The organism is Pseudonocardia sp. 2-7, assembly GCF_056341085.1.
Genome location: NZ_CP094507.1, coordinates 2797399 through 2821110 on the forward strand (window position 1 = coordinate 2797399; position 23712 = coordinate 2821110).

Annotated in this window: 20 protein-coding genes and 1 riboswitch; of the genes, 12 read left to right on the top strand and 8 right to left on the bottom strand. The window is 74.6% G+C overall.

The window, feature by feature from the left end; translation table 11 throughout:
* Nucleotides 1-29: 29 nt before the first annotated feature.
* The 3 genes from MTO91_RS13615 to MTO91_RS13625 all read left to right on the top strand — a co-directional run bounded on the left by MTO91_RS13615 (nucleotide 30) and on the right by MTO91_RS13625 (nucleotide 5720).
* Nucleotides 30-764, top strand: coding sequence for a beta-phosphoglucomutase family hydrolase (locus MTO91_RS13615; protein ID WP_405417145.1), 735 nt, complete (start codon nucleotides 30-32; stop codon nucleotides 762-764).
* A complete protein-coding gene (locus tag MTO91_RS13620) occupies nucleotides 761-3145 on the top strand; it encodes a glycoside hydrolase family 65 protein (RefSeq protein ID WP_208820309.1) in 2385 nt (794 codons plus the stop codon). The genes MTO91_RS13615 and MTO91_RS13620 overlap by 4 nt, the downstream gene beginning before the upstream one ends.
* 301 nt (nucleotides 3146-3446) lie before the next feature.
* A complete protein-coding gene (locus MTO91_RS13625; protein ID WP_476654874.1) occupies nucleotides 3447-5720 on the top strand; it encodes a HelD family protein in 2274 nt (757 codons plus the stop codon).
* A 19-nt stretch (nucleotides 5721-5739) separates the two neighbouring features.
* Here the strand turns inward: MTO91_RS13625 and MTO91_RS13630 are convergent, their stop codons facing one another.
* From MTO91_RS13630 to recQ, 3 genes are all read right to left on the bottom strand, one after another.
* Nucleotides 5740-6315: a DinB family protein gene (locus MTO91_RS13630; protein ID WP_405417143.1), complete on the bottom strand. Its 576-nt coding sequence runs from the start codon at nucleotides 6313-6315 to the stop codon at nucleotides 5740-5742.
* 115 nt (nucleotides 6316-6430) lie between these two features.
* The gene (locus tag MTO91_RS13635; protein WP_405417142.1) at nucleotides 6431-7201 is read right to left on the bottom strand and encodes a gamma-glutamyl-gamma-aminobutyrate hydrolase family protein; all 771 of its coding nucleotides are present in this window, start codon (nucleotides 7199-7201) and stop codon (nucleotides 6431-6433) included.
* Nucleotides 7198-9024 (bottom strand): DNA helicase RecQ, encoded by a 1827-nt coding sequence (recQ, locus tag MTO91_RS13640; RefSeq protein WP_476654875.1) that lies wholly within the window; start codon nucleotides 9022-9024, stop codon nucleotides 7198-7200. Before recQ ends, MTO91_RS13635 begins: the two co-directional genes overlap by 4 nt.
* Nucleotides 9025-9392: 368 nt before the next feature.
* Between recQ and fgd the strand changes: the two genes are divergently transcribed.
* Nucleotides 9393-10397 (top strand): glucose-6-phosphate dehydrogenase (coenzyme-F420), encoded by a 1005-nt coding sequence (gene fgd, locus MTO91_RS13645; RefSeq protein WP_208820313.1) that lies wholly within the window; start codon nucleotides 9393-9395, stop codon nucleotides 10395-10397.
* Nucleotides 10394-11173 carry an enoyl-CoA hydratase/isomerase family protein gene (locus MTO91_RS13650; RefSeq protein WP_224402517.1) on the top strand — a complete coding sequence of 260 codons (780 nt, stop codon included), beginning with the start codon at nucleotides 10394-10396 and terminating at the stop codon, nucleotides 11171-11173. The genes fgd and MTO91_RS13650 overlap by 4 nt, the downstream gene beginning before the upstream one ends.
* Before the next feature lie 63 nt (nucleotides 11174-11236).
* Here MTO91_RS13650 and MTO91_RS13655 read toward each other — a convergent pair whose 3' ends face one another.
* From MTO91_RS13655 to MTO91_RS13670, 4 genes are all read right to left on the bottom strand, one after another.
* Complete coding sequence (locus tag MTO91_RS13655) at nucleotides 11237-12106, bottom strand: AfsR/SARP family transcriptional regulator (protein WP_476651404.1); 870 nt, start codon at nucleotides 12104-12106, stop codon at nucleotides 11237-11239.
* A gap of 298 nt (nucleotides 12107-12404) precedes the next feature.
* On the bottom strand, nucleotides 12405-13274 hold the full coding sequence (locus MTO91_RS13660) for an ATP-binding protein (protein ID WP_476651405.1): 870 nt from the start codon (nucleotides 13272-13274) through the stop codon (nucleotides 12405-12407).
* The gene (locus MTO91_RS13665) at nucleotides 13271-14188 is read right to left on the bottom strand and encodes an MEDS domain-containing protein (protein ID WP_405417139.1); all 918 of its coding nucleotides are present in this window, start codon (nucleotides 14186-14188) and stop codon (nucleotides 13271-13273) included. The genes MTO91_RS13660 and MTO91_RS13665 overlap by 4 nt, the downstream gene beginning before the upstream one ends.
* A gap of 295 nt (nucleotides 14189-14483) precedes the next feature.
* The gene (locus MTO91_RS13670) at nucleotides 14484-15011 is read right to left on the bottom strand and encodes an OsmC family protein (protein WP_476651406.1); all 528 of its coding nucleotides are present in this window, start codon (nucleotides 15009-15011) and stop codon (nucleotides 14484-14486) included.
* A gap of 189 nt (nucleotides 15012-15200) precedes the next feature.
* Between MTO91_RS13670 and clsA the strand changes: the two genes are divergently transcribed.
* From clsA to MTO91_RS13695, 5 genes are all read left to right on the top strand, one after another.
* Complete coding sequence (clsA, locus tag MTO91_RS13675) at nucleotides 15201-15839, top strand: cardiolipin synthase ClsA (protein WP_318299300.1); 639 nt, start codon at nucleotides 15201-15203, stop codon at nucleotides 15837-15839.
* Nucleotides 15840-15849: 10 nt separating this feature from the next.
* On the top strand, nucleotides 15850-16242 hold the full coding sequence (gene gcvH / locus MTO91_RS13680; protein WP_062394959.1) for a glycine cleavage system protein GcvH: 393 nt from the start codon (nucleotides 15850-15852) through the stop codon (nucleotides 16240-16242).
* Nucleotides 16243-16425: 183 nt separating this feature from the next.
* The gene (gene garA / locus MTO91_RS13685; protein WP_062394962.1) at nucleotides 16426-16878 is read left to right on the top strand and encodes a glycogen accumulation regulator GarA; all 453 of its coding nucleotides are present in this window, start codon (nucleotides 16426-16428) and stop codon (nucleotides 16876-16878) included.
* A gap of 388 nt (nucleotides 16879-17266) precedes the next feature.
* Complete coding sequence (locus tag MTO91_RS13690; RefSeq protein WP_010224693.1) at nucleotides 17267-17743, top strand: bifunctional nuclease family protein; 477 nt, start codon at nucleotides 17267-17269, stop codon at nucleotides 17741-17743.
* Nucleotides 17744-18016: 273 nt separating this feature from the next.
* Entirely contained in the window at nucleotides 18017-18595 is a 579-nt protein-coding gene (locus MTO91_RS13695) for a MerR family transcriptional regulator (protein WP_208623102.1), read from the top strand.
* A gap of 122 nt (nucleotides 18596-18717) precedes the next feature.
* Here the strand turns inward: MTO91_RS13695 and MTO91_RS13700 are convergent, their stop codons facing one another.
* Nucleotides 18718-19017, bottom strand: coding sequence for a YiaA/YiaB family inner membrane protein (locus MTO91_RS13700; protein WP_062394965.1), 300 nt, complete (start codon nucleotides 19015-19017; stop codon nucleotides 18718-18720).
* A 73-nt stretch (nucleotides 19018-19090) separates the two neighbouring features.
* Nucleotides 19091-19185: riboswitch (glycine riboswitch) on the top strand.
* 168 nt (nucleotides 19186-19353) lie between these two features.
* Between MTO91_RS13700 and gcvP the strand changes: the two genes are divergently transcribed.
* Both gcvP and MTO91_RS13710 read left to right on the top strand, forming a co-directional pair.
* Complete coding sequence (gene gcvP / locus MTO91_RS13705) at nucleotides 19354-22245, top strand: aminomethyl-transferring glycine dehydrogenase (protein ID WP_476651407.1); 2892 nt, start codon at nucleotides 19354-19356, stop codon at nucleotides 22243-22245.
* A gap of 53 nt (nucleotides 22246-22298) precedes the next feature.
* Nucleotides 22299-23684: a chloride channel protein gene (locus MTO91_RS13710; RefSeq protein WP_476651409.1), complete on the top strand. Its 1386-nt coding sequence runs from the start codon at nucleotides 22299-22301 to the stop codon at nucleotides 23682-23684.
* Nucleotides 23685-23712 lie beyond the last annotated feature (28 nt).

Here is a 23712-nt window from a genome sequence, read left to right on the forward strand (position 1 = left end):
CCTTCATCGATCCGGATAGCGTGCGCGCCATGCTGGGGCTGCCCGAGGGCACACGCGCGTGCCTGTTCGACCTGGACGGCGTACTCACCGACACCGCGAGCGTCCACGCCGCGGCGTGGAAGCAGATGTTCGACGAGTACCTCCGTTCCCGCGACGGTGACGGGTACACCCCGTTCGACGTCAACGCCGACTACGGTCCGTACGTGGACGGGAAGCCCCGTCTCGAGGGGACCCGCAGCTTCCTCGCCTCGCGCGGGATCGAGCTGCCCGAGGGGTCCCCGGACGACTCCGCGGACACCGGGACCCTGTGGGGCCTGTCGACCCGCAAGAACGACCTCGTGCAGGAGCGGATCCGCACCGACGGCGTCGAGGTCTACCCGGGGTCGCGCCGTTACCTGGAGGCGGTGAAGGACGCCGGGCTCACCACCGCCGTCGTGTCCTCCAGCGCGAACGCGGAGCAGATCCTCCGGGTCACCGGGCTGGAGACCTTCATCGACCACCGCGTCGACGGCGTCACCGCCCGCGAGCGCGGCCTGCCCGGCAAGCCCGCTCCCGACACCTTCCTCGCCGCCGCGGCCGACCTCGGGGTCGACCGGTCCGCCGCGGTCGTGTTCGAGGACGCGCTGGCCGGCGTGCAGGCCGGCCACGCGGGGGACTTCGGCGCCGTCGTCGGTGTCGACCGTCTCGAACAGGCGGACGCGCTGCGTGAGCACGGCGCGGACGTCGTCGTCACCGATCTCGCCGACCTGCTGGAGCGTTCGTGAAGCCCGACCACCTGCCCACCTTCACCGTCGAGCCGTGGGTGGTCCGCGAACCGCGCCTCGACCTGGACGCGATGGGCCAGACCGAGTCGGTCTTCGCGCTGTCCAACGGCCATATCGGGCTGCGCGGCAACCTTGACGAGGGTGAGCCGCACGTCCTGCCCGGCACCTACCTGAACTCGTTCTACGAGGTGCGTCCGCTGCCGTATGCCGAGGGCGGCTACGGCTACCCCGAGTCCGGGCAGACGATCATCAACACGACCAACGGCAAGCTGATCCGGCTGCTGGTCGACGACGAGCCGTTCGACCTGCGCTACGGCACCCTGCACCGGCACGAGCGGGTGCTGGACATGCAGGCCGGCACGCTGAACCGCGAGGTCGAGTGGGAGTCCCCGGCCGGGCGCCGGGTCCGGGTCCGCTCCACCCGCATGGTGTCGCTGACCCAGCGTGCGGTCGCCGCGATCTCCTACGAGGTCGAGCTGGTCAGCAACGGCAACGACGGCAGCGGCGCCGCCGGTGACGCCGCGCTGCTGGTGCTGCAGTCCGAGCTCGTCGCCAACGAGCAGCTGCCCGGCCGCGACGCCGACGACCCGCGCCTGGACACCGCGCTGGACAACGTCCTGGAGCCCGAGCAGTCCCGGGCCGGGGACGCCGGGGCGACTCTGGTGCACCGCACCCGCAAGTCGGAGCTGCGCTGCGGCGCGGCGATGGAGCACGAGGTGTTCGGCCCGGACGGGGTCCAGGTGTCCACCGACGCCAACGAGGACCTCGCCCGCACCACCGTCATCGCCCGGGTCAAGCCCGGCCAGTCGCTGCGCGTGGTCAAGTACCTCGCCTACGGCTGGTCCTCGCGGCGCAGCCTGCCCGCCGTCTACGACCAGGTGCGCGCCGCCATCGCCGCCGCCCGCTACACCGGCTGGGACGGCCTGGTCGCCGAGCAGCGCGACTACCTCGACGACTTCTGGGCCACCGCCGACGTCGAGATCGACGGCGACGCCGAGCTGCAGCAGGCCGTGCGGCTGGCGACCTTCCACATCCTGCAGGCCGGCGCCCGCGCCGAGCGCCGCTGCATCCCGGCCAAGGGGCTGACCGCCGACGGCTACGACGGCCACACCTTCTGGGACACCGAGACGTTCTGCCTGCAGGTGCTGTCCTTCGTCGCCCCGGAGGCCGCGGCGGACGCGCTGCGCTGGCGCAAGTCGATCCTGCCGCTGGCCTTCGAGCGCGCCGAGACCCTCGGTCTCAAGGGCGCGGCGTTCCCGTGGCGCACCATCCGCGGCCACGAGTGCTCCGGCTACTGGCCCGCGGGCACCGCGGCGTTCCACATCAACGCCGACATCGCCGACGCGGTGAAGCGGCACGTGCACGCCACCGGCGACACCAAGTTCGAGCTGGAGGTCGGGCTGGAGCTGCTGGTCGCGACCGCGCGGCTGTGGCGCTCGCTGGGCAGCCACGACTCGGCGGGCAACTTCCGCATCGACGGCGTCACCGGTCCCGACGAGTACTCCTCGATCGCGGACAACAACGTCTACACCAACCTGATGGCCCAGCAGAACCTGCGCTACGCCGCCGAGGTCGCCGCGAAGCACCCGCGGTCGGCGTCACGGCTCGGGGTGGACTCCGAGGAGATCGCGTCCTGGCGCGACGCCGCCGGCGCGATGTTCATCCCGTTCGACGAGCGCCTCGGCGTGCACCCGCAGTCCGAGGGCTTCACCGACCACCAGCGGTGGAACTTCGAGGAGACCCCGGCCGAGCGGTACCCGCTGCTGCTGAACTACCCCTACTTCGACCTGTACCGCAAGCAGGTCATCAAGCAGGCCGACCTCGTGCTGGCGATGCAGATCTTCCCGGAGGCGTTCACCGAGGAGCAGAAGCGCCGCAACTTCGCCTACTACGAGGCGATCACGGTGCGGGACTCGTCGCTGTCGGCGTGCACCCAGTCGGTGATGGCCGCCCGCACCGGGCACCTGGAGCTGGCCCACCAGTACCTCGCCGAGGCCGCCCTGGTGGACCTGCAGGACCTGGCGGGCAACACCGACCACGGCATGCACATCGCGTCGATGGCCGGGACCTGGACCGCGGTCGTGCTGGGCTTCGGCGGGATGCGCTGCGAGGCCGACGGGCTGTCGTTCGCCCCGGTGCTCCCGGCGTCGCTGTCGCGGATCTCGTTCGGCCTGAAGTGGCAGGGGCGCCGGATCCGGGTCTCGATCACCCCCGAGGAGACCGAGTACCGGCTCACCGACGGCGCCCCGATGCGGCTGCGCCACCACGGCGAGCCCATCGCGCTCGACGACGAGGGCCCGGCCACCGCGCCGACCCCCACCCCGGAGTGGGTGGAGCCGGTGGAGCAGCCCCACGGACGGGCCCCGCGGGTCCGCGGCTGACCGCGCCGGGCCGGGCCGTGCAGGACGGCGGGGGACGGCGGATCCCGCCGCCGTCCCCCGCGGCGGTCCGGTGCCCGGTCCGTCGTTCACCGGATGGTCGTGCACCACTGGTAGCCTGGTCAGTCGCTCCGTCGGCGACAGGCTCGTCCTGCCACCGCGCGGACGTGTCGTGTACGTCCCCCCGGTGGAGGATCCCCGCGCCGTGCCCGAACCCACTTCTGCTGCCGGCTCCCCGGCTGACGCGGCCGACCCCGCCGCGCCGGTCGACCCGGAGCTGGCCCACGAACAGTCCTACGTGGCCATGCTCTACGAGCAGCTCGAGGACCGCCGTCGCGACACCGCGCGCCGGCTGGCCGACACGCTGCGCGAGGAGACCGTCGGCACCCCGCAGGCCATCACCCAGCGCGACGCCGCCGCGGAGATGCTCACCGACCGGCTCGCCGGTCTGCGTGCCGCCGAGCACGGGCTGGCCTTCGGCCGGCTCGACGCCGACGACGGCGAGATCCGCTACGTCGGCCGCATCGGCCTGCTCGACGAGGACAACGAGTACGAGCCGCTGCTGATGGACTGGCGGGCACCCGCCGCCCGGCCGTTCTACACCGCCACCGCCGCGAACCCCGAGGGGATGCGGCGGCGCAGGCACCTGCGGACCCGGCTGCGGCAGGTCGTCGCGGTCGACGACGAGCCGCTCAACCTGGCCGAGATGACCGAGGCGGAGCGGGCCCGCTCGGGCTCGGGGCTCACCAGCGAGGCCGCGCTGCTGGCGGCGGTGTCCTCGGCCCGCACCGGGCGGATGGGCGACATCGTCGCCACCATCCAGGGCGAGCAGGACCGCATCATCCGGTCGAAGCCGTCCGGGGTGCTGGTCGTGCAGGGCGGCCCCGGCACCGGGAAGACGGCGGTGGCGCTGCACCGCGCGGCCTACCTGCTCTACACCCACCGCGACCGGCTCGCCCGGCGCGGCGTGCTCGTCGTCGGGCCGAACCCGACGTTCCTGCGCTACATCGGCCAGGTCCTGCCCTCGCTGGGGGAGACCAGCGTCGTGCTCGGCACCGTCGCCCAGCTGTTCCCCGGCCTGGACGCGCGACGCACCGAGTCCCCGGCGACGGCCGAGCTGAAGGGCCGCGCCGACATGGCGCCGGTGATCGCCGCCGCGGTGCGCGACCGGCAGCAGCTGCCGCGGACCCCGGTCGAGCTCGTCGTGGAGCAGCAGCGGGTCGTCCTCGACCGGGACACCGTCGCCCAGGCCCGCACCCGGGCCCGGCGCTCCCGCAAGCCGCACAACGAGGCCCGCCGCATCTTCCGCAAGGAGCTGCTGCGGCTGCTCGCCCAGCAGGTCGCCCGTCGCGTCGGCGGCGGCGAGTCCGGCCTGCTGGACCGGCGCGACGTCGACGACATCCGCGACGAGCTCGCCGAGTCCGGCGAGGTCGCGACGCAGCTCGAGGAGCTCTGGCCGACGCTGTCGCCCGAGCAGCTGCTCACCGACCTGTTCGCCGACCGCCGTCGGCTCAACTCGGTGGCCCGGCGGATCCCGGCGCCCGAGCGGGCCCTGCTGGAGCGCGCGGCGCCCGCCGCCGACGTGCCCCCGGACCTGCGCTGGACCCCGGCCGACGTCGCCCTGCTCGACGAGGCCGCCGAACTGCTCGGCGACGACGGCGCCGCCCAGGCCGCCGCCGAGGCCGCGGCGCTGCGCGAGGAGGTCGAGTACGCCCAGGGCGTGCTCGACGTGCTCGACCTGGAGGAGGACCTCGACCCCGAGCTGCTGCGCGCCACCGACATCATCGACGCCGACCGGCTCGCCGAGCGCATGCAGGTCTCCCGCTACGACTCCACCGCCGAACGGGCGGCCGCGGACCGCGAGTGGACCTACGGCCACATCATCGTCGACGAGGCGCAGGAGCTGTCGGCGATGGCCTGGCGGATGGTCATGCGTCGCGCCCCCGCCCGGTCGATGACCCTCGTCGGGGACATCGCCCAGACCGGTGACCGCGGCGGCGCGGGCTCGTGGGACGAGGTCCTGTCACCGTTCGTCGCACGCCGCTGGCGCCTGGAGCAGCTGACGGTGAACTACCGGACGCCCTCGGAGATCGCCGACGTCGCCGACGACGTGCTCGCCGAGATCGACGCCTCGCTGCAGCCGCCGTCGTCGGTGCGCTCGACCGGGGTGCCGCCGTCGGCGGCGGCGCTGCCCGCCGGGGCCGACGGCGACCGGGTCCTGGCCGAGCGGGTGCGCGCCGAGCGCGACGCCGTCGGGGACGGGCGCACCGTCGTCCTCACGCCGCAGGGCCGCCTGGACCGGGTCCGGGCCGTCCTCGACGCCGCCGGGCTCACGACCCCCGAGCCCGCCGAGGGGGAGTCCGAGCTGGACGCACCGGTCGTCGTGCTGCCGGTCGCGGCGTCGAAGGGCCTCGAGTTCGACGCCGTCGTCGTGGTGGAGCCGCAGGAGATGCTCGACGAGTCCCCGCGCGGGCTCAACGACCTCTACGTCGCGATCACCCGGGCCACCCAGCGGCTCGGGGTGCTCCACTCCGGGGACCTGCCCCCGGTGCTCAAGCGGATCGGGCGGGCCGGCTGAGCCCGGCCCGGCGTTCGGCTCAGCCGGCCCGGAGGAGATCGCGCAGCAGCGCGATCTCCGCCCCGTGGTGGATGGCCTCCCGGTGGATGTGCAGCACCAGCGTCGCGAGCGGCGCGTCGGCGTAGGGACCCTCGGCCGGTCCGCACGGCCGGGCCAGGCCCTCGGCGCCGAGCGCGGCGACCCCGGCGGTCCAGCGGGCGTACTCGGTGTCCAGGGCGTCCAGGGCCGACGCCGCGGTACCGGGGTAGGCGTAGGAGTCGTAGTCGACGGCCGGCCCGCCGAAGTGGGAGTGCGAGCGCATCGCGAACACCCCGACCAGGAGGTGCCCGAACCGCCACGCGATCGTCGTGACCGGCGGCGGCTCCGGCGTCGGGAACGCGAAGTCGATCACCCAGTCGCCGGACCCGGCGCCCGGCGGGGTCACCGACTCCCCGCGGCGGCGCACGCCCCAGCAGCCGGGCACCGGCTCCCAGTGGTACTCGTCGTCGGTGAGCCCGGCCAGCCGCGGGCGCAGTGCGGTCTCCCAGTGGAACGTCAGCTGCGCGAGCAGCTCGCCGTTCCAGTCGACACCCGTCCTCGTCCCCGTCTCCGTCATGACCCCACAGCCTGCCCCTGATCGCGGACACCGACTGCCCGCGTCCACACCCCCTGCCCGGTCGGCACACCCGGTGCGGCAGGTGTGGACACCGGACAGGGGGTGTGGATCCGGGTCAGCCGGCGAGGCGGACCGGGCGGAAGGCGCGGCTGCGGGCCCGCGTGGCGGCGGCGACCAGGGCACCGGCCAGGCGCAGGTCGTCGGCGTCGCGCTCGGGATGGGACTGGACACCGACGACCCAGGGCGCGTCGGTGCCGGCGGGGCCCGACGGGTCGCTCCACTCCAGCGCCTCGACGACGTCCCCGGCGCGGGCGGACACCCGCAGCCCGGGGGCGACCCGGTCCACCCCCTGGTGGTGGTGGCAGCGCACCGTCACCGGGCCCGGACCCAGGATCTCCGCGACCCGGGTCCCCGGCTCGGTCAGCACCGGCACCGGCGCGTACACCCCCGGTCCGACCGAGTGCGCTCCGGCGACCTGTGCACCCACCACGTCGGGCAGGTGCTGGTGCAGCGTCCCGCCGAGCGCCACGTTGAGCAGCTGCAGCCCGCGGCACACGCCCAGCACCGGGATCCCGCGGCCCAGCGCCCGGTGCAGCGCCGCCACGTCGGCGGCGTCACGCCCGGTGCGCGGTGTGTCGGTGTGCGCGCCGGCCACCTGCCCGTAGCGGGCCGGGTCGACGTCCTGGCCGCCGGTGAGCAGGAGCCCGTCGAGGGCGTCGACGGCCTCGACGGCGCCGTCGGTCGGGGCGAGCAGCACCGGGACCCCGCCCGCGGCCAGCACCATCTCGACGTAGGTGCGCGGGACCAGCACGACGTCGTCGTCGCGCATGATCCAGTAGTCGGCCCGCTCGCTGTAGCAGCTGATGCCGATCAGCGGGCGCGTCACGAGCCGGCCCCGTGCAACACGTCGATCACCTGGTCGCCGTAGCGCGCGAGCTTGCCCTCGCCGATCCCGGAGATCGTGCCCAGCGCGGCCCGGTCGGCGGGGGACCGCATCGCGATCTCGCGCAGCGTCGCGTCGTGGAAGATCACGTAGGCGGGGACGCCCTGCTCCTTCGCCGTCGCCGCCCGCCAGGCCCGGAGCCGCTCGAACACCGGCGCGAGCTCGGCCGGCATCTCCACGGCCTGCTTCGACCCGCCCCGCGACCGCGACGACCGCGCCGCGCGTTCCGGCTCGGAGCGCAGCATGACCTTCTGCTCGCCACGCATCGCCGCCGGGGACTCGTCGGTGAACCGCAGCGTCGAGTAGTTCCCGCCGACGGTCAGCAGTCCGCGCGCGACGAGCTGGCGCAGGACGTTGCGCCACGCGACGTCGGTCAGCTCGGTCCCGACGCCGAACACCGACAGCTCGTGGTGGCGGTGCTGGTCGACCTTCGGGGTGCGTCTGCCCAGCAGGATGTCGACGACCTGCCCGGCGCCGAACTCCTGGTTGCGCTCCTTCTTCAGCCGCCACACCGTCGACAGCACCTTCTGCGCCGCGACCGTGCCGTCCCACGACGACACCGGCGTCAGGCAGGTGTCGCAGTTCCCGCACCGCTGGGAAGCGGGCTTCTGCCCGAAGTAGCGCAGCAGCTGCGCCCGGCGGCACTCGGTGGTCTCGCACAGCGCGAGCATCGCGTCCAGGTGCTGGGCCAGGCGCCGCTTGTGCGCGGCGTCGCCCTCGCCGTCGTCGATCATCTTGCGCTGCTGGACGACGTCGGCGAGCCCGTAGGCCAGCCACGCCGTCGACGGCTCGCCGTCGCGGCCGGCACGCCCGGTCTCCTGGTAGTAGCCCTCCACGGACTTCGGGAGATCGAGGTGGGCGACGAAGCGGACGTCGGGCTTGTCGATGCCCATGCCGAACGCGATCGTCGCGCACATGACCAGGCCGTCCTCGCGCAGGAACCGGGACTGGTTCTCCCGGCGCACCGACGCGTCGAGCCCCGCGTGGTACGGCAGTGCCCGGATCCCCTGCGCGGTGAGGAACTCCGCGGTCTGCTCGACCGACCTGCGCGACAGGCAGTAGACGATCCCCGCGTCCCCGGCGTGCTCGGAGCGCAGCAGCTCCAGCAGCTGACGGCGCGGCTCGTTCTTCGCGACGATCCGGTACTGGATGTTGGGCCGGTCGAAGCTCGCGACGAAGGCCTGAGCCCCGGTCAGCTCCAGGCGCTGCGCGATCTCGGTGCGGGTCGCGTCGGTCGCGGTCGCGGTCAGCGCGATCCGCGGGACGTCCGGCCAGCGCTTCGGCAGCTCGGAGAGCAGCAGGTAGTCGGGCCGGAAGTCGTGCCCCCACTGCGCGACGCAGTGCGCCTCGTCGATCGCGAACAGGGCGATCCGGCCGCGTTCGAGCAGCCGCACGGTGGCCTCGACCCGCAGCCGCTCCGGGGCGAGGTAGAGCAGGTCCAGCTCGCCCGCGAGGAACTCCTGCTCGGTGAGGCGGCGCTCGTCGGCGTCCTGGGTGGAGTTGAGGAACCCGGCCCGCACCCCGAGCGCGCGCAGCGCGTCGACCTGGTCCTGCATCAGCGCGATCAGCGGCGACACCACGACCCCGGTGCCCGGCCGGGCCAGCGCCGGTACCTGGTAGCAGAGCGACTTGCCGCCACCGGTCGGCATGAGCACCAGCGCGTCCCCGCCGCCGGTGACCTGCTCGACGATCGCCTGCTGCTCGCCGCGGAACGCGTCGTAGCCGAAGACGCGGCGCAGGATCTCGTGCGGGTCGCTGCTGTGCACGCGCTCCGGGACCGGCTCCGCCTCCGGCTCCCGGCCCGGCCCGGCGGGAGCGGCGGCCCAGGCGTCCTCCGGCGGGGGTTCGTCGCCGTAGTCGTCCTCGGGCTCGGGCGGGAGCGGGATCTCGTCCGGGTCGGAGGCGTCGAACACGTCGTCGATCGTACGAGCCCCGCCGCGTGCGCCCCGCCCGGCACTCACCTCACGGCACCGCCGGCCGCGCCCGGGCCCGGCCGTGGCGTGGTCCCGGTCACCGCCCGGGTGTCGCGGGCGTCGCGGTGCTGCGCCGGACGGCCCCGGGGTGTAGCAAGGCCTGCAGGACCAACGGCGTTCGCACACCGGGCGCCGGGCGATCACGCGAGAAGGACGGATCCGTGGATCTGAAGATCGGGTACAAGGCGTCGGCCGAACAGTTCGGCCCCCGCGACCTCGTCGAGTACGCGGTGCTGGCCGAGGAGCTCGGGCTCGACAGCGTCTGGGCGTCGGACCACTTCCTGCCGTGGCGGCACGAGGGCGGGCACGCCCCGGCCGCGCTGCCCTGGATGGCGGCGGTGGGGGAGCGCACGAAGCGGGTGCAGATCGGCACCTCCGTGCTCACGCCCACGTTCCGCTACAACCCGGCGGTGCTGGCCCAGGAGTTCGCCACGATGGCGCTGCTCACGGGCAACCGGGTCGCGCTCGGCGTCGGCACCGGCGAGGCGCTCAACGAGATCGCGGTGTCCGGGCGGGAGTGGCCCGAGTTCAAGGAGCGCTTCGCCCGGCTGCGCGAGGCCGTGAAGATGATGCGCGCGCTGTGGACCGAGGAGTCGGTCAGCACCGAGGGCGAGTACTACACCTTCGTCGACGCCATGATCTACGACCGGCCCGAGCAGCCGGTGCCGATCTACGTCGCCGCGGGGGGCCCGATGGTCGCCCGGTTCGCAGGCCGGTTCGGCGACGGGTTCATCTGCACCTCCGGCAAGGGCATGGACCTCTACACCGACAAGCTCCTCCCGGGCGTCGAGGAGGGCGCGGGCAAGGCCGACCGCGACGCGGGCGCCATCGACAAGATGATCGAGATCAAGATCAGCTACGACCGGGACCCCGACGCCGCGCGGGAGAACACCCGGTTCTGGGCGCCGCTGTCGCTGACCGCCGACCAGAAGAACTCCGTCGACTCCTCGCAGGAGATGGAGCGCCTGGCCGACGAGCTGCCGATCGAGCAGGTGGTGAAGCGCTGGATCGTCGCGTCGGATCCCGACGAGGCCGTCGAGCAGATCAAGCCCTACCTCGACGCGGGCCTGAACCACCTCGTCGTGCACGGACCGGGGCACGACCAGCGCCGGTTCCTGACGCAGTTCACCGAGGACGTCGCGCCGAAGCTGCGGGCGCTCGCGTGAGCGCCGCGACGAGCGCGCCCGCCGTCACCCGCGACGGGCGGGTGCTGCGCTGCCGGGTCTCCACCGGCCGGCACGGCACCCTCGACGGGCCCGCCATGGCCGAGGTCACCGAGGCGCTGCTGGCGCTCGACCCGGCCGAGACCGGAGCGGTGCTGGTGCACGGCGACGGCGAGAACTTCTGCACCGGCGGTGACGTGCGAGCCTTCGCCGGGGCCGAGGACCGCTACGCCTACGTGCACGGCCTCGCCGACACCTTCCACTCCATGCTGCGCCCGCTGGCCGCGTCCCCGGTGCCCACGGTCGCGGCGGTGCCGGGCTGGGCCGCCGGTGCGGGCATGAGCATCGCGCTGGCCTGCGACCTCGCCGTCGGCGGGACCTCGACCCGGATGCGTCCGGCCTACCCCGGCATCGGGTTCTCCCCGGACGGCGGGATGACCTGGACGCTGCCGCGGCTGATCGGCGCCGCGCGGGCGCGGCGGGTCCTGCTCACCGACGAGGTCCTCGAGGCCGGGACGCTGGCCGAGCTGGGGCTGCTCGCCTCCGTCGTCGACGACGACCGGGTGGCCGACGAGGCCGCCGCGGTCGCGCACCGGCTCGCCCAGGGACCGACTGCCGCGCTGGGCCGCATCCGCGGGCTCCTGACCGCGACCTGGGACCGGGGGCTCGACGAGCAGCTCGCGGCGGAGGCGGACTCCATCGCGACCTGCGCCGCGGGTCCGGAGGGTGCCGAGGGGCTCGCCGCGTTCGGCGAGAAGCGCCGCCCGCAGTTCCACTGACCACCGCACACGACGAGGGGGCGCGACCGTCCGGTCGCGCCCCCTCGTCGTCGGTGTGGCCGGTCAGCGCCCGCTGGCGGGGCTCCCCGCGACGACCCGGCGTGAGCGCTGCGCGCCGCGGGCGGTGCCGGGCATGCCCACGGCGAAGCGCCGGGCCGGGCGGTGCAGGCCCGGGCCGAGCGGCCAGCCCGCGTCGAGCGGGGCGAGCAGGCGGTCCAGCTCGGAGTCCGGGGTGGCGCCGACGCTGTTGCGGAGCAGCCGCTGGAACTCCTCGTACTCGGCGAGCGCGTCGGCGACCTGACCGCCGGCGAGCAGGGCCTCGACCAGGGCGCGGCGCGACCGCTCGCGGCTCGGCGCGGTGGCGACGGCCCGGCGCGCGACGGCGACGGCGTCGTCGTGCCGGTCGGCGGCGGTGAGCGTGCCGGCCAGCCCCTCCAGGGCGGACAGGCGCAGCTGGCGGAACCGTTCGCGCTCCACGGCGATCCACGCCGCGGTCCACGACGGGAGGATGTCGGCCTCCAGCAGCGCGGTCTCCGGCGCGCCGATCTCCCGCACGGTGCGCAGCATGCTGGGCGCGGACAGCCCACGGATCAACAGCATGGCCTCGGTGAGATCGACGACCACGTCGTCGCCGAGCTGCAGCCGGCCGAGGTGGTCGGCGTCGAGCAGGCCCGGTACGTCGACGCCGGCGACGGCATCGTCGAGCAGCCGGGCCGCGGGGACGGGACCGACCCCGGGCCACAGCGTCGCGGCGAGCGCCGCGGTCGGCTGCGGCCGCCGGTGGACGGCGAGGTAGGCGACCAGGCGACGGGAGTCGACCGGCAGCGGGACGGCGCGGTCACCCGCGCGCAGCCCGAACGAGCCCAGCACCCGCACGTGCGGGGTGGAGGTGGGAGTGCTCTGCTCACTGGATCGACAGTGATCGTCGGACATGGCCGTTTCCCCGGATCGGTCGTGACGTGCGGCCCGCGATCGGCTCCGCACGGAGCCGGGGCGCGCCGGGCGGGAGGCCTCGGATCGCGGAGCGGGCACGACGGAACCGCACCGACACGGACGGCGGGCGGCGTCTCCGTGTGGTGTCGTGGGACGAGGATAGCCCAGCAGTGCCCACGGTGTGAGATCCGGGTACGGCCGGATTGTGAGATCTGCGTCAGGCCCGGGAGAGCAGCCGGACGTGGGTCCCGTCCGGGGCCCGCCACACGTGGAGGCTGTCGCAGAGCTGCCGGGCGATCTAGGTCCCGCGCCCCCGTGCCTGCGACGGGTGCGGCGGCGCGAGCCCGATCAGCGGCAGCGCGATCGCCCCGCTGTCCTGCACCTCGCAGACCAGCTCCCCGTCGCGCGCCCACACCGACAGCCCCGCCTCCGGGGAGCCGTGCTCGACCGCGTTGGTGGCGACCTCGTTGACCGCCTGCACCATGTCCTCGCCGCGCACGGTGTCGAACCGGCACACCCGGGCGGCCTCCTCGACGGCGTCGCGCACCCGGGACAGCTCGAAGGTGTTGTAGGACAACGTGATGTCCGGCGGTCCGAGCAGGTGTGGCGGCGCGATCGGCAGGGCCGCGAGGACCTCGGCGGGCGGGCGGTGCCGCGGGTTCTCGGTGAGCCCGGACGCGCGCAGCCGCAGCGGGTGGTTGGCCACCGCCGACTCGCCGACCGCGCCGTGCAGCGGCAGCCGGGGGTAGGCGCACACCTGCAGGACCGGCAGCCCCGCGAGGGAGATGTTGAGCGCGGCCTCCAGCTCGACCCAGAACCCGCCGTCGACGCCGTCGAGGTCCGGGTCGTGCGCGCCCACCACGAACACCGGGCGGCCCGAGGAGGTCAGCGCCCGCAGCTCCCGGGCCCGCCAGGCGGCGACGGTCTGTCCGGACTCCCGGGCCGAGCTGGTCAGCGAGGTGAGCCTGCCGAGCTCGACCTCGTCGCCGAGCTCGTCGTGCAGCGCCTGCTCCAGCGGCGCGGGCAGGTCCACCGCGATCCGGGCGCCGGTGTCCCGCGCCGCGGCCCGGGCGGCCGGGGCGACGGCGGCGAGCAGCTCGACCGGGTCGTCGGCGTGCACGAGGGCGTGCCGGAAGCCGGGCGGGCGGGGAGCGGGGTTGACCTTCACCGGAGCTGTCCTCCCGGGTGCACGACCCCGGGGGCCGGCGGACGGTCGTCGAACACGAGCTGGGGCGAGAAGGCCGCGCCGCAGCGTTCGAGCACCCGCAGCACCCGCGGCCGGACCCGGTGCAGCACCAGGCGGTGGGTGGCCGGGAAGCCCTCGGCGGCGTGCACCAGCGCGATCGCGGTGGCGACGTCGACGAACCGCACCGAGGCCAGGTCCAGGCCGATGTCGGTGGAGGCGTCCGCGGACCGCAGCGCGGCGTCCAGTGCCGAGTGCAGCAGCGAGGTGATCTTCGAGCGGTTGCTGTGGTCGACCTCGCCGGCCAGCCGGGCGTGACCGGTACCGAGGCGCACGATCCGGAGCAGGCCGTCGTCGTAGGCGGTGGAGCAGGGGACGTGGTCGCGGTGCAGCGCCCGCATGATGTCGATCTGCTCGGCCGGGAAGTGCTCGGTGTCGTAGGTGCACAGCGCGGTCAGCCCGCCCGCGCTCTCGCGGACCAGCCGGGCCAGCAGGCCGTCGTACTCGGGCAGGGTGCCCGCGGCGCCCGCCTCGAGCACCGAGTGCATCTGGCCGGTCATCCGGGTGCCGTTCCAGCCGAGCTCGCGGGAGCGGGCGACCTCGCCGGACATCCCGGCGTGCACCTCGGACAGCGGGGTGCGGAAGGTGCGCCGGGTCCGCTCGGCGGGCAGGATCTCCAGCTGGCCGCGCCGCAGCGGGTCGTCGACCTCGACGCCGTCCTCGACGAGGCGGCGGAGCAGGACGTCGGCGGCGCCGTCGTCGTCGAAGTAGAGGATGCGCTCGCCCCGGTCGAGACCGTGCGCGACGTAGGCGGCGGCGAGCTCGCCGAGGTGCTCCGTGCTGTCCGGGACCGCGCACACGTGATCGCCGGACGTCAGCGCGTCCGCCAGTTTGATCACGTCTCACCTGCCGCGCGCGCCCCGCCGCCGCACGTCGCGGCGCCGGGCACACCCCGTCACGAACTCCTGGACGGATCAACCGTACGGAGGCCCTCGGCGGGGACCGGAGACCTCGGAGCGTGTGGGGCGCCGAACCGACGGTGACGCGCGACGAGCGGATCGCCACCGGCGGGCGACCGGGGTCGGCAGACCCGGTCCGACCAGGACCTACGGCCGTTCGGCGCTGCCCGGTGCACGCCGGACGGCGGTGGCACCCGGTGTCCGGGTGGTCGCCGTCCGGCGCGCCGCGGGCGGGTCAGGCGGCCGGGTTGACCGCGACCGAGGTGGTCGCGCTGCCCTGGACGGTCTGCAGGACGACGCAGTACCGCTCGGTCAGCTTCACCAGGGTCGCGACCTTGTCCTCGGCGGCGGGCGCGCCGCCGTCGCGGATGTCGACGTCGAAGGACAGGCGGATCTCCCGGAAACCGACCGGGGCGTCCTTCGCGACGCCGAGGGTGCCGCGGAAGTCGAGGTCGCCCTCGGCGCGCACGGCGCCGAGCACCTCGAGCTCCAGCGCGGTGGCCACCGCGCGCAGGGTCACCCCGGCACAGGCCACCAGCGCCTCCAGCAGCATGTCGCCCGAGCACAGCTGGGTGCCGTCGCCGCCGGTGGCCGGGTGCAGGCCCGCCTCGGCCATCGCCTGGCCGGTCGAGACCTTGCACGCCACACCGGAGCCGAGCTCGCCGTCCGCCTTGAGGGTGATGACCGCCGACTCCGGGTCGTCGCGGTACTGCTGCTTGAGGGGGGCCTGGATGTCGCGCAGGGAGATGTTGGTGTCGGTCATGTCCCCATCCTCACCTCGACGGGGCGCCCCGCACATCCCGACCCGACGACTAGGGTGCCCGGTGTGGGCGGGGAGAGCGACACCGGACGGGCGGCAGCGGTGCGCCGCAGCGCCCGCGAGGCCGCCGACTCGGTCCGCGAGGCCCGCGACACCGTCCGGGACACGGTGCGCGACACCGTCCGGGACTCGGTGCACGACACCGTCGGCCCGCCCACCGACGACGACCGGCTGTGGACCGTCCCGAACGCGCTCAGCATGCTGCGCCTGGCCGGGGTGCCGCTGTTCCTGTGGCTGATGCTCGGCCCGGAGGCCGACGGCTGGGCCGTCGCGGTGCTGGCGATCGGCGGGTTCACCGACTGGCTCGACGGCAAGCTCGCCCGCGTCCTGGACCAGTTCAGCCGGTTCGGCGCCATGCTCGACCCGGCCGTGGACCGCCTCTACATCCTGGCCGCGCTGGTCGGGCTGGCCGCGCGCGACATCGTGCCGTGGTGGGCGGTGGTCGCCCTGGTGGCCCGCGACGTCGTCCTCGCCGTCTGCGTGTTCGTGCTGCGCCACCGCGGCTACGGCCCCTTCGAGGTCGTCTACCTCGGCAAGGCCGCCACCTTCGTCCTGCTCTACGCCTTCCCGCTGCTCCTGCTCGGCGACGGTCCCTCGCCCGCCGAGGCCGTGGTCGGCGTCGTCGCGAACGCCTTCGCCATCTGGGGCGTGGCCCTCTACCTGTGGTCCGGGCTGCTGTACCTGGTCCAGTTCCGGCTGGCACTGCGGCGCCCGGCGCCGGGCGTCCCGGCCCCGTCGACCCGGTTCGATCACGGCGGCGCCGGGGGATAGGCTCCCCGGCGTGAGCTCGGAGATTCCGTCGGACCTGTCCTACACCGAGGCCCACGAGTGGGTGCGCCGCAGCGGGGACGGGGTGGTCCGGGTCGGCATCACCGACCACGCCCAGTCGCAGCTCGGTGACGTCGTCTTCGTGCAGCTGCCGGCCGTCGGCGACACCCTCGCCGCGGGCGACGCCATGGGCGAGGTCGAGTCGACCAAGTCGGTGTCGGACATCTACGCCCCGGTCGGCGGTGAGGTCGTCGCCGTGAACGACGGGCTGGACGCCGGTCCGGAGCTGGTGAACTCCGCCCCCTACGGCGACGGGTGGATCGTCGAGATCCGCCTGGCCGAGGGGGCCTCGCTCGACGGCCTGCTCGACGCCGAGGCCTACCGCCAGCTGTCCGACGGCGCCTGAGCCGGCCCGCCCGCCGCACCACGCGGCACGGCGCGCCGACCTCCGTATCGCCCCGGCCGCTCCGACCGGTAGGTTCACATCCCCTGGACGTGCCGTCCGGAAGGGACCGGGACACCGGCCCCGCACAGCCCTGACCGCCCGGACGCCGTCCGGGCACCGCATCCGCGAGGAGGAGTCCCCGAGGTGACCACGAACGACCCGCGCGACGTGCCACCGGAGCGCGCACCGGAGACCACGTCGGTCTTCCGGGCGGACTTCCTCGCCGACGTCGAGCAGCCGGCCGCCGAGCCCGCCGTCTCGGGTGTCGACGGGCTTCCCGCCGGGTCGGCGCTGCTCGTCGTCCGGCGCGGTCCGAACGCCGGCTCGCGCTTCCTGCTGGACGTGCCGACCACCAGCGCCGGCCGGCACCCCGACAGCGACATCTTCCTCGACGACGTCACTGTCTCCCGGCGGCACGCGGAGTTCCGCCGCGACGCCGGTGAGTTCGTCGTGGTCGACGTCGGCAGCCTCAACGGCACCTACGTCAACCGCGAGCCGGTCGACACGGCGGTGCTCGCCAACGGCGACGAGGTGCAGATCGGCAAGTTCCGGCTGGTCTTCCTGACCGGGCCCCGCGAGCCGGGCGCCCAGGGCTGACCGCGGGTCCGTGCGGCGGCGCCCCCTGTGCGTCGCTCACGGACCCCCCCGCGTACGACCGGCCCGTCGCGGCCGGGGGTGCTCCCGTACCCCCTGGTACGACGGGCCTTCTGCGCGCACGGGGACCGGCGGGTGTCGAGCCGACACGCCGTGCGCGACGGGCGTGTGACGATCGTCGAACGGACCCCGTCACTCCCCGTCCGGAGGCGCGCGTCGGAGCGGACCGCCGTGTAGCGTCATCAGGTGTCGGTGGCAGTGCGGTGACAACGGCACGGAGCCCGTCGGGGTCCGCCGCACGGGCCAGGGCGAGCAAGGCGATCAGGGCGGCCGGGGTGGCGTGTCCACCCGGGTGGCCCGACAGGCCCGACAGGGCCGGGGAGGCGGGCTGATGAGCGAGATGCGCGTCGTGGGCGTCCGGGTCGAACTTCCGGCGAACCAGCCGATCCTGCTGCTGCGGGAGACGAACGGCGACCGATACCTCCCGATCTGGATCGGATCGGTGGAGGCGACGGCGATCGCCCTGGAGCAGCAGGGGGTCAAGCCCGCGCGGCCGCTGACCCACGACCTGCTCAAGGACGTGATCGGGGCACTCGGGCGGCGGCTCGAGCAGGTGCGGGTGACCGACCTGCAGGAGGGCACCTTTTACGCCGAGCTGATCTTCGACGGCGGCGTCACGGTGTCCGCGCGGCCGAGCGACTCGATCGCGCTGGCGCTGCGGACCGGTGTCCCGGTGCACGCCGACGAGAGCGTCCTCGCCGAGGCGGGCCTGGTCATCCCCGACGAGCAGGAGGACGAGGTCGAGAAGTTCCGCGAGTTCCTCGACTCCGTGTCGCCGGAGGACTTCCGCGGGGCCCAGCCGGGCTGACCCGTCCGGGTGACCACCGCCGTCATCCGGCGGTGGAACCGCATGGACCACCGTCCGACCGTTCACCGACGTCACCGACCGTTCGGCGGCTGTACGCCCTCCGTACCCGGCAACCCGGGCGGGTGTCCGGTACGCCCGGGTCGGCGAGCCGCGTTGACCACCTCGGCCACTGGGCCTACCGTCATCACGACTGATGACATCCGTGGAACTCACCCACTACCCAGAGTCACATGGTAGGGGAGGGCCACGGTCCCGACCGAGGGAGACCGCGCGGTGCAGACGCCACCACCCGAGGGGCCGGGTCAGGGAGAGCTGTTCCCGGACCCGCTCGTCGGTGAGGGGCTCGACGGGGTGACCGACCGCCTGGTCGGCTTCCGCGGGCCGACCGCGTGTCAGGTCGTCGGCATCACCTACCGGCAGCTCGACTACTGGGCCCGCACCGGCCTGGTCGTGCCGTCGATCCGCGGCGCCGCCGGGTCGGGCAGCCAGCGGCTGTACTCCTTCAAGGACGTCCTCGTCCTCAAGATCGTGAAGCGGCTGCTCGACGCCGGTGTCTCGCTGCAGAACATCCGGATCGCCGTCGAGCACCTGCGCCGGCGCGGGATCCGCGACCTGGCCGGCATCACCCTGTTCTCCGACGGCACCACCGTCTACGAGTGCACCTCCCCGGAGGAGGTCGTCGACCTGCTGCAGGGCGGCCAGGGCGTGTTCGGGATCGCGGTGTCCGGGGCGATGCGCGAGATCTCCGGCGTCATCAAGGACTTCCCGGCCGAGCGGGCCGACGGCGGCACCGTCGACGAGGCCCCCGAGGACGAGCTGGCCCGCCGCCGCGCACGCCGCGCGATCTCCTGACTCCCGCTCCGGCGGGCCTACGCGACGGCGTCGATGCGCCGCTCCGGCGGGCCTACGCGACGGCGTCGATGCGCCGCTCCGGCGGGCCTACGCGACGGCGTCGATGCGCCGCTCCGGCGGGCCTACGCGACGGCGCGGAACGGGTCGTGCTCGGCCAGCAGCTTCTCCATCCGCGCCTGGTCGACCCGGTTGACCACGGTCAGGCTGTCCTGCCGGTCCCGGACGCACTTCGCCAGGGTGAACGCCGAGGTGATCGCGTACAGCACGGCGATGGCGAGGAACGCCTTCACCCACCCGTCGACGGGCAGGTAGACGGTTCCGACGACGACGGCCGCGAGCGACACGCCGAAGGACAGCATCGCCTGCGTGTGGAACGCGGCGGTGGTGGCCGGGGTGGTGTTCGGAGCGCTGGTGTTCGACATGGCAGGAAGTGTGACGAGCCGGCGCAGGCGGCGACGCCGCAGAACTACGCAGGTAGGCTGGCCCGGTAGTCGTCGACGCCGCGCGGGAGAGCCCCGGGGAACGAGCCCGGGCGCCGAAGGAGCAACCCCTTCCCGGAATCTCTCAGGCACACGGACCGCGCGGTCGAGGCGCCTCTGGAAAGCGACGGGCCGCACACGCACGCGGGGCGCCCGTCCGCCGACGGGGAAAGCCGGAAGCCTCCGGTGAATCTCTCAGGCGCCCGGTCTCCGGGTACGGACAGAGGGGAAGGGGCCAGTCGCCCTGCCCCGATCCGCCCGACGACCTCCGGAGGCGCCGTGAGCCCGACGTCCGAGCACCGTCCCACCCTCGCCGAGCTGGAGCGGGGGCTCCCGTTCGCCGAGCGCCACATCGGGCCCCGCCCCGATGACCTGGCCCGGATGCTGGAGGTGCTGGGCGTCGACTCCCTCGACGCGCTCGCCGCCCGCGCGCTGCCCGACACCATCCGCGACGACGCACCGGTCGGTGCCTCGCTGCCCGCGCCGGTCGGCGAGGCCGAGATGCTCGCCGAGCTGCGCGAGCTGGCCGGGCGCAACACCGTCACCGTCCCGATGATCGGCTACGGCTACCACGGCACCCGCACCCCGTCGGTGATCCGCCGGAACGTGCTGGAGAACCCGGCCTGGTACACCGCGTACACGCCGTACCAGCCCGAGATCAGCCAGGGCAGGCTCGAGGCCCTGCTGACCTTCCAGACGATGGTGTCCGACCTGACCGGGCTCCCGGTCGCCGGCGCCTCGTTGCTCGACGAGGCCACCGCCGCCGCCGAGGCGATGACGCTGCTGCGCCGGGCCAACCGCTCGACCAGCCCGCGGTTCGTCGTCGACGCCGACACCGTGACACAGACCGTGGACGTGCTGCGCACCCGCGCCGAGCCGCTCGGCATCGAGCTGGTCGTCGCCGACCTCGGCGACGGCGTGCTGCCCGAGGGCGAGTTCTTCGGGATGCTGCTGTCCTACCCGGGCGCGTCGGGCCGGGTCGCCGACCCGTCGGCGCTGGTCGAGGCCGCGCACGGGCGCGGGGCACTCGTCGCCGTCGCGGCGGACCTGCTGGCCCTGACCCTGCTCACCCCGCCCGGGGAGTTCGGCGCGGACGCCGCGGTCGGGTCCACCCAGCGCTTCGGGGTGCCGCTCGGCTTCGGCGGCCCGCACGCAGGCTACCTCTCGGTCGGGCAGCGCCACGCCCGTCAGCTGCCGGGACGCCTGGTCGGGGTCTCCCGCGACGCCGACGGCCACTACGCCCTGCGGCTGGCGCTGCAGACCCGCGAGCAGCACATCCGCCGGGAGAAGGCCACCTCCAACATCTGCACCGCGCAGGTCCTGCTCGCGGTCATGGCCGCCTGCTACGGGGTGCACCACGGCCCAGACGGGCTGCGCGACATCGCCACCCGCACCCACCGGATGGCCGCGGTGCTCGCCGCAGGTCTGCGCTCGGGCGGGGTGGAGATCGTCCACGACGCGTTCTTCGACTCCGTGCTGGCGCGCGTCCCCGGCCGCGCCGACGCCGTCGTCGCCGCCGCGCACGACGCCGGTATCGCGCTGCGCCGCGCCTCGGACGACGAGGTCGGCGTCGCCACCTCGGAGATCACCACCGTGGCGCACCTGCACGCGGTGTGGGCGGCGTTCGGCGTCACCGGGGTGGACGTCGCCGCGCTCGACGGGGACACCGCCGACGCGCTGCCCGCGGGCCTGCGCCGCGCGAGCGAGTACCTCACGCACCCGACGTTCCACGAGTTCCGGTCCGAGACCGCGCTGATGCGGTGGCTGCGCCGCCTCGCCGACGCCGACCTCGCACTGGACCGCACGATGATCCCCTTGGGCTCGTGCACCATGAAGCTCAACGCCGCCGCCGAGATGGAGGCGGTGACCTGGCCGCAGTTCGCCGACCTGCACCCGCTCGCGCCGGAGTCCGACACCGCCGGCACCCGGGAGATGATCGACCAGCTGGAGACCTGGCTGGCCGACCTCACCGGCTACGCCGCGGTGTCGCTGCAGCCCAACGCGGGCAGCCAGGGCGAGCTCGCCGGGCTGCTCGCCATCGCCGCGTACCACCGCAGCCGCGGGGCGACCGACCGCGACGTCTGCCTGATCCCGGCCTCCGCGCACGGCACCAACGCCGCCTCGGCGATCATGGCCGGGCTGCGGGTGGTCGTCGTCGGGACCGCACCGGGCGGCGACGTCGACCTCGACGACCTGCACGCGAAGATCGCCGAGCACGGCGACCGGCTCGCCGCGCTGATGATCACCTACCCGTCGACGCACGGCGTCTACGAGGCCGGGGTCCGCGACGTGTGCGCCGCGGTGCACGACGCCGGCGGCCAGGTCTACGTCGACGGCGCCAACCTCAACGCGCTCGTCGGGGTCGCCCGCCCGGGGGCCTTCGGCGGCGACGTCAGCCACCTCAACCTGCACAAGACCTTCTGCATCCCGCACGGCGGCGGCGGGCCCGGCGTCGGCCCGGTCGCGGTGGCCGAGCACCTGGCGCCGTTCCTGCCCGGGCGCACGCCCCGCTCCGACGGCGGCGTCGGCCCGGTGTCGGCCGCCCGCCACGGCTCGCCCGGCGTCCTGCCGATCTCCTGGGCCTACCTGCGGATGATGGGCCTGGACGGGATGCGCCGCGCCACGCTCACCGCGGTGGCGGCCGCCAACTACGTCGCCACCCGGCTGCGGGAGCACTTCCCGGTGCTCTACGCGGGCGCCGACGGCACGGTCGCCCACGAGTGCATCCTCGACCTGCGCACGCTGACCAAGGAGACCGGGGTGACCGTCGACGACGTCGCCAAGCGGCTCATCGACCACGGCATCCACGCCCCGACCATGTCCTTCCCGGTGGCCGGGACGCTGATGGTCGAGCCCACCGAGTCCGAGGACCTCGCGGAGATCGAGCGGTTCGTCGCCGCGATGGTGTCCATCCGCGGCGAGATCGACCGGGTCGCCGCGGGGGAGTGGCCCGCCGAGGACAACCCGCTGCGGAACGCCCCGCACACCGCGGCCTGCCTGGCCGACGACAAGTGGGACCACCCGTACCCGCGGGAGCTGGCCGCGTACCCCACCGGGGTCACCCCGGGGGTGCACGACCGCAAGGTGTGGCCTCCGGTGCGCCGGATCGACGGCGCCCACGGCGACCGGAACCTGGTCTGCTCCTGCCCGCCGCCGGACGCCTTCGCCTGAGCCGGCACCGGCCCGCCGGGCGAATGTCCGGACAGGGCGGGGATCATGGTGGCGTGTCACGCCGACCGAGTGAGCGCCTCCGGGTCCCCGCCCCCGTCCTGCGGACGCGCGTCGGGTCGAAGCGGGCCGCCACCGACCAGCCCAACGTCACCGGCGACGGCGCGTCGCCGCTGACCGTCCGGTTCTGGCTGCTGCTCGTCGTGACCGGGGTCGCCGCCGGGCTGTCCGGGATCGTGCTGATGGCACTGCTGCACGCGGTGTCGGAGCGGGTCTGGGGGTCCGGGGCGGCGGAGGGGTTCCAGGCGGCGGTCGAGCGGGCCGACGCCTGGGGGCGGGTGTGGCCGCTGCTGGTGGCGGGGCTCGTCGCCGGGGTCGGCGGGTACCTGCTGCGCCGGTTCGTGCCCGGCCGCACCGACGTCGACGACGCGATCTGGACCGGCGACGCGCGGCTGGGGGTGCGCCGCAGCACCGGCACCGCGGCGCTGTCGGAGATCGTCGTCGGGCTGGGTGCCTCGCTCGGCCGGGAGGCCGCGCCCAAGCTGATGGGCGGGGTGTGGGGCGCGGTCCTGGCCGGCTGGGGCGGGCTGTCGCTCGAGCAGCGACGGCTGTTGGTCGCCTGCGGCGCGGGCGCCGGGCTGGCCTGCGTCTACGACGTGCCGCTGGGCGGGGCGCTGTTCACCGCCGAGGTGCTCGTCGGCACCGTGCGGCTGCCGGTGGTGCTGCCCGCGCTGGCCTGCACCGCGACCGCCACCGTCGTCGCCTGGCTGTACCTGCCCGCCGGGCCGGTCTACCCGGGCCTCCCGGTCCCGGCGACGACGCCGTCGCTGTTGGTGTGGGCGGTGCCCGCGGGTGTGCTGATCGGGGTGCTCGCGACCGGCTGGGTCCGGCTGATCGGGTTCGTGTCGCACCACGGGCCCCGGCGGACGTGGTGGCGGATCGCCGCCCCGGTCGTCGCGTTCGGGCTGCTCGGTGTGGCCGGGCTGGCGTTCCCGCAGCTCTACGGCAACGGCGCGGACCTGGCCGAGCAGGCCTTCCTGGGCGGCGGGGCGCTGCTGCTGTTCGCGGCGCTGGCCGTGCTGAAGCCGCTGGTGACGGCGATGTGCCTGGGCAGCGGCGCGTCCGGCGGACTGTTCACCCCGACGCTGTGCACCGGCGCGGTGCTCGGGGCCGCGCTCGGCGGGGCCTGGTCGGCGCTGTGGCCGGGCACCCCGGTCGGCACGTTCGCCCTGGTCGGGGCGGCCGCGATGATCGGGGCCGGGATGCAGGCGCCGCTGGCCGGCCTCGTGCTGGTGCTGGAGCTGACCGGCACCGGGTTCGGGATCGCCGTCCCGCTGGTCGCCGCGACGCTGGTGGCGACCGCGGTGGCCCGGTGGCTCGACGGGTACTCGATCTACTCGGCGCGCCTGGCCGCGCAGCCGTCGCCGGAGCAGTCGACCTGAGACCGGGCGGTCAGGTCCCCGGCAGCGG

Bases quoted from the DNA above. Each gene is read 5' to 3' on its own strand.
- MTO91_RS13615 (WP_405417145.1), top strand. From the start codon at position 30: ATGCTGGGGCTGCCCGAGGGCACACGCGCGTGCCTGTTCGACCTGGAC.
- MTO91_RS13625 (WP_476654874.1), top strand. From the start codon at position 3,447: ATGCTCTACGAGCAGCTCGAGGACCGCCGTCGCGACACCGCGCGCCGG.
- MTO91_RS13630 (WP_405417143.1), bottom strand. From the start codon at position 6,315: ATGACGGAGACGGGGACGAGGACGGGTGTCGACTGGAACGGCGAGCTG.
- MTO91_RS13655 (WP_476651404.1), bottom strand. From the start codon at position 12,106: ATGTCCGACGATCACTGTCGATCCAGTGAGCAGAGCACTCCCACCTCC.
- MTO91_RS13670 (WP_476651406.1), bottom strand. From the start codon at position 15,011: ATGACCGACACCAACATCTCCCTGCGCGACATCCAGGCCCCCCTCAAG.
- MTO91_RS13690 (WP_010224693.1), top strand. From the start codon at position 17,267: ATGAGCGAGATGCGCGTCGTGGGCGTCCGGGTCGAACTTCCGGCGAAC.
- MTO91_RS13700 (WP_062394965.1), bottom strand. From the start codon at position 19,017: ATGTCGAACACCAGCGCTCCGAACACCACCCCGGCCACCACCGCCGCG.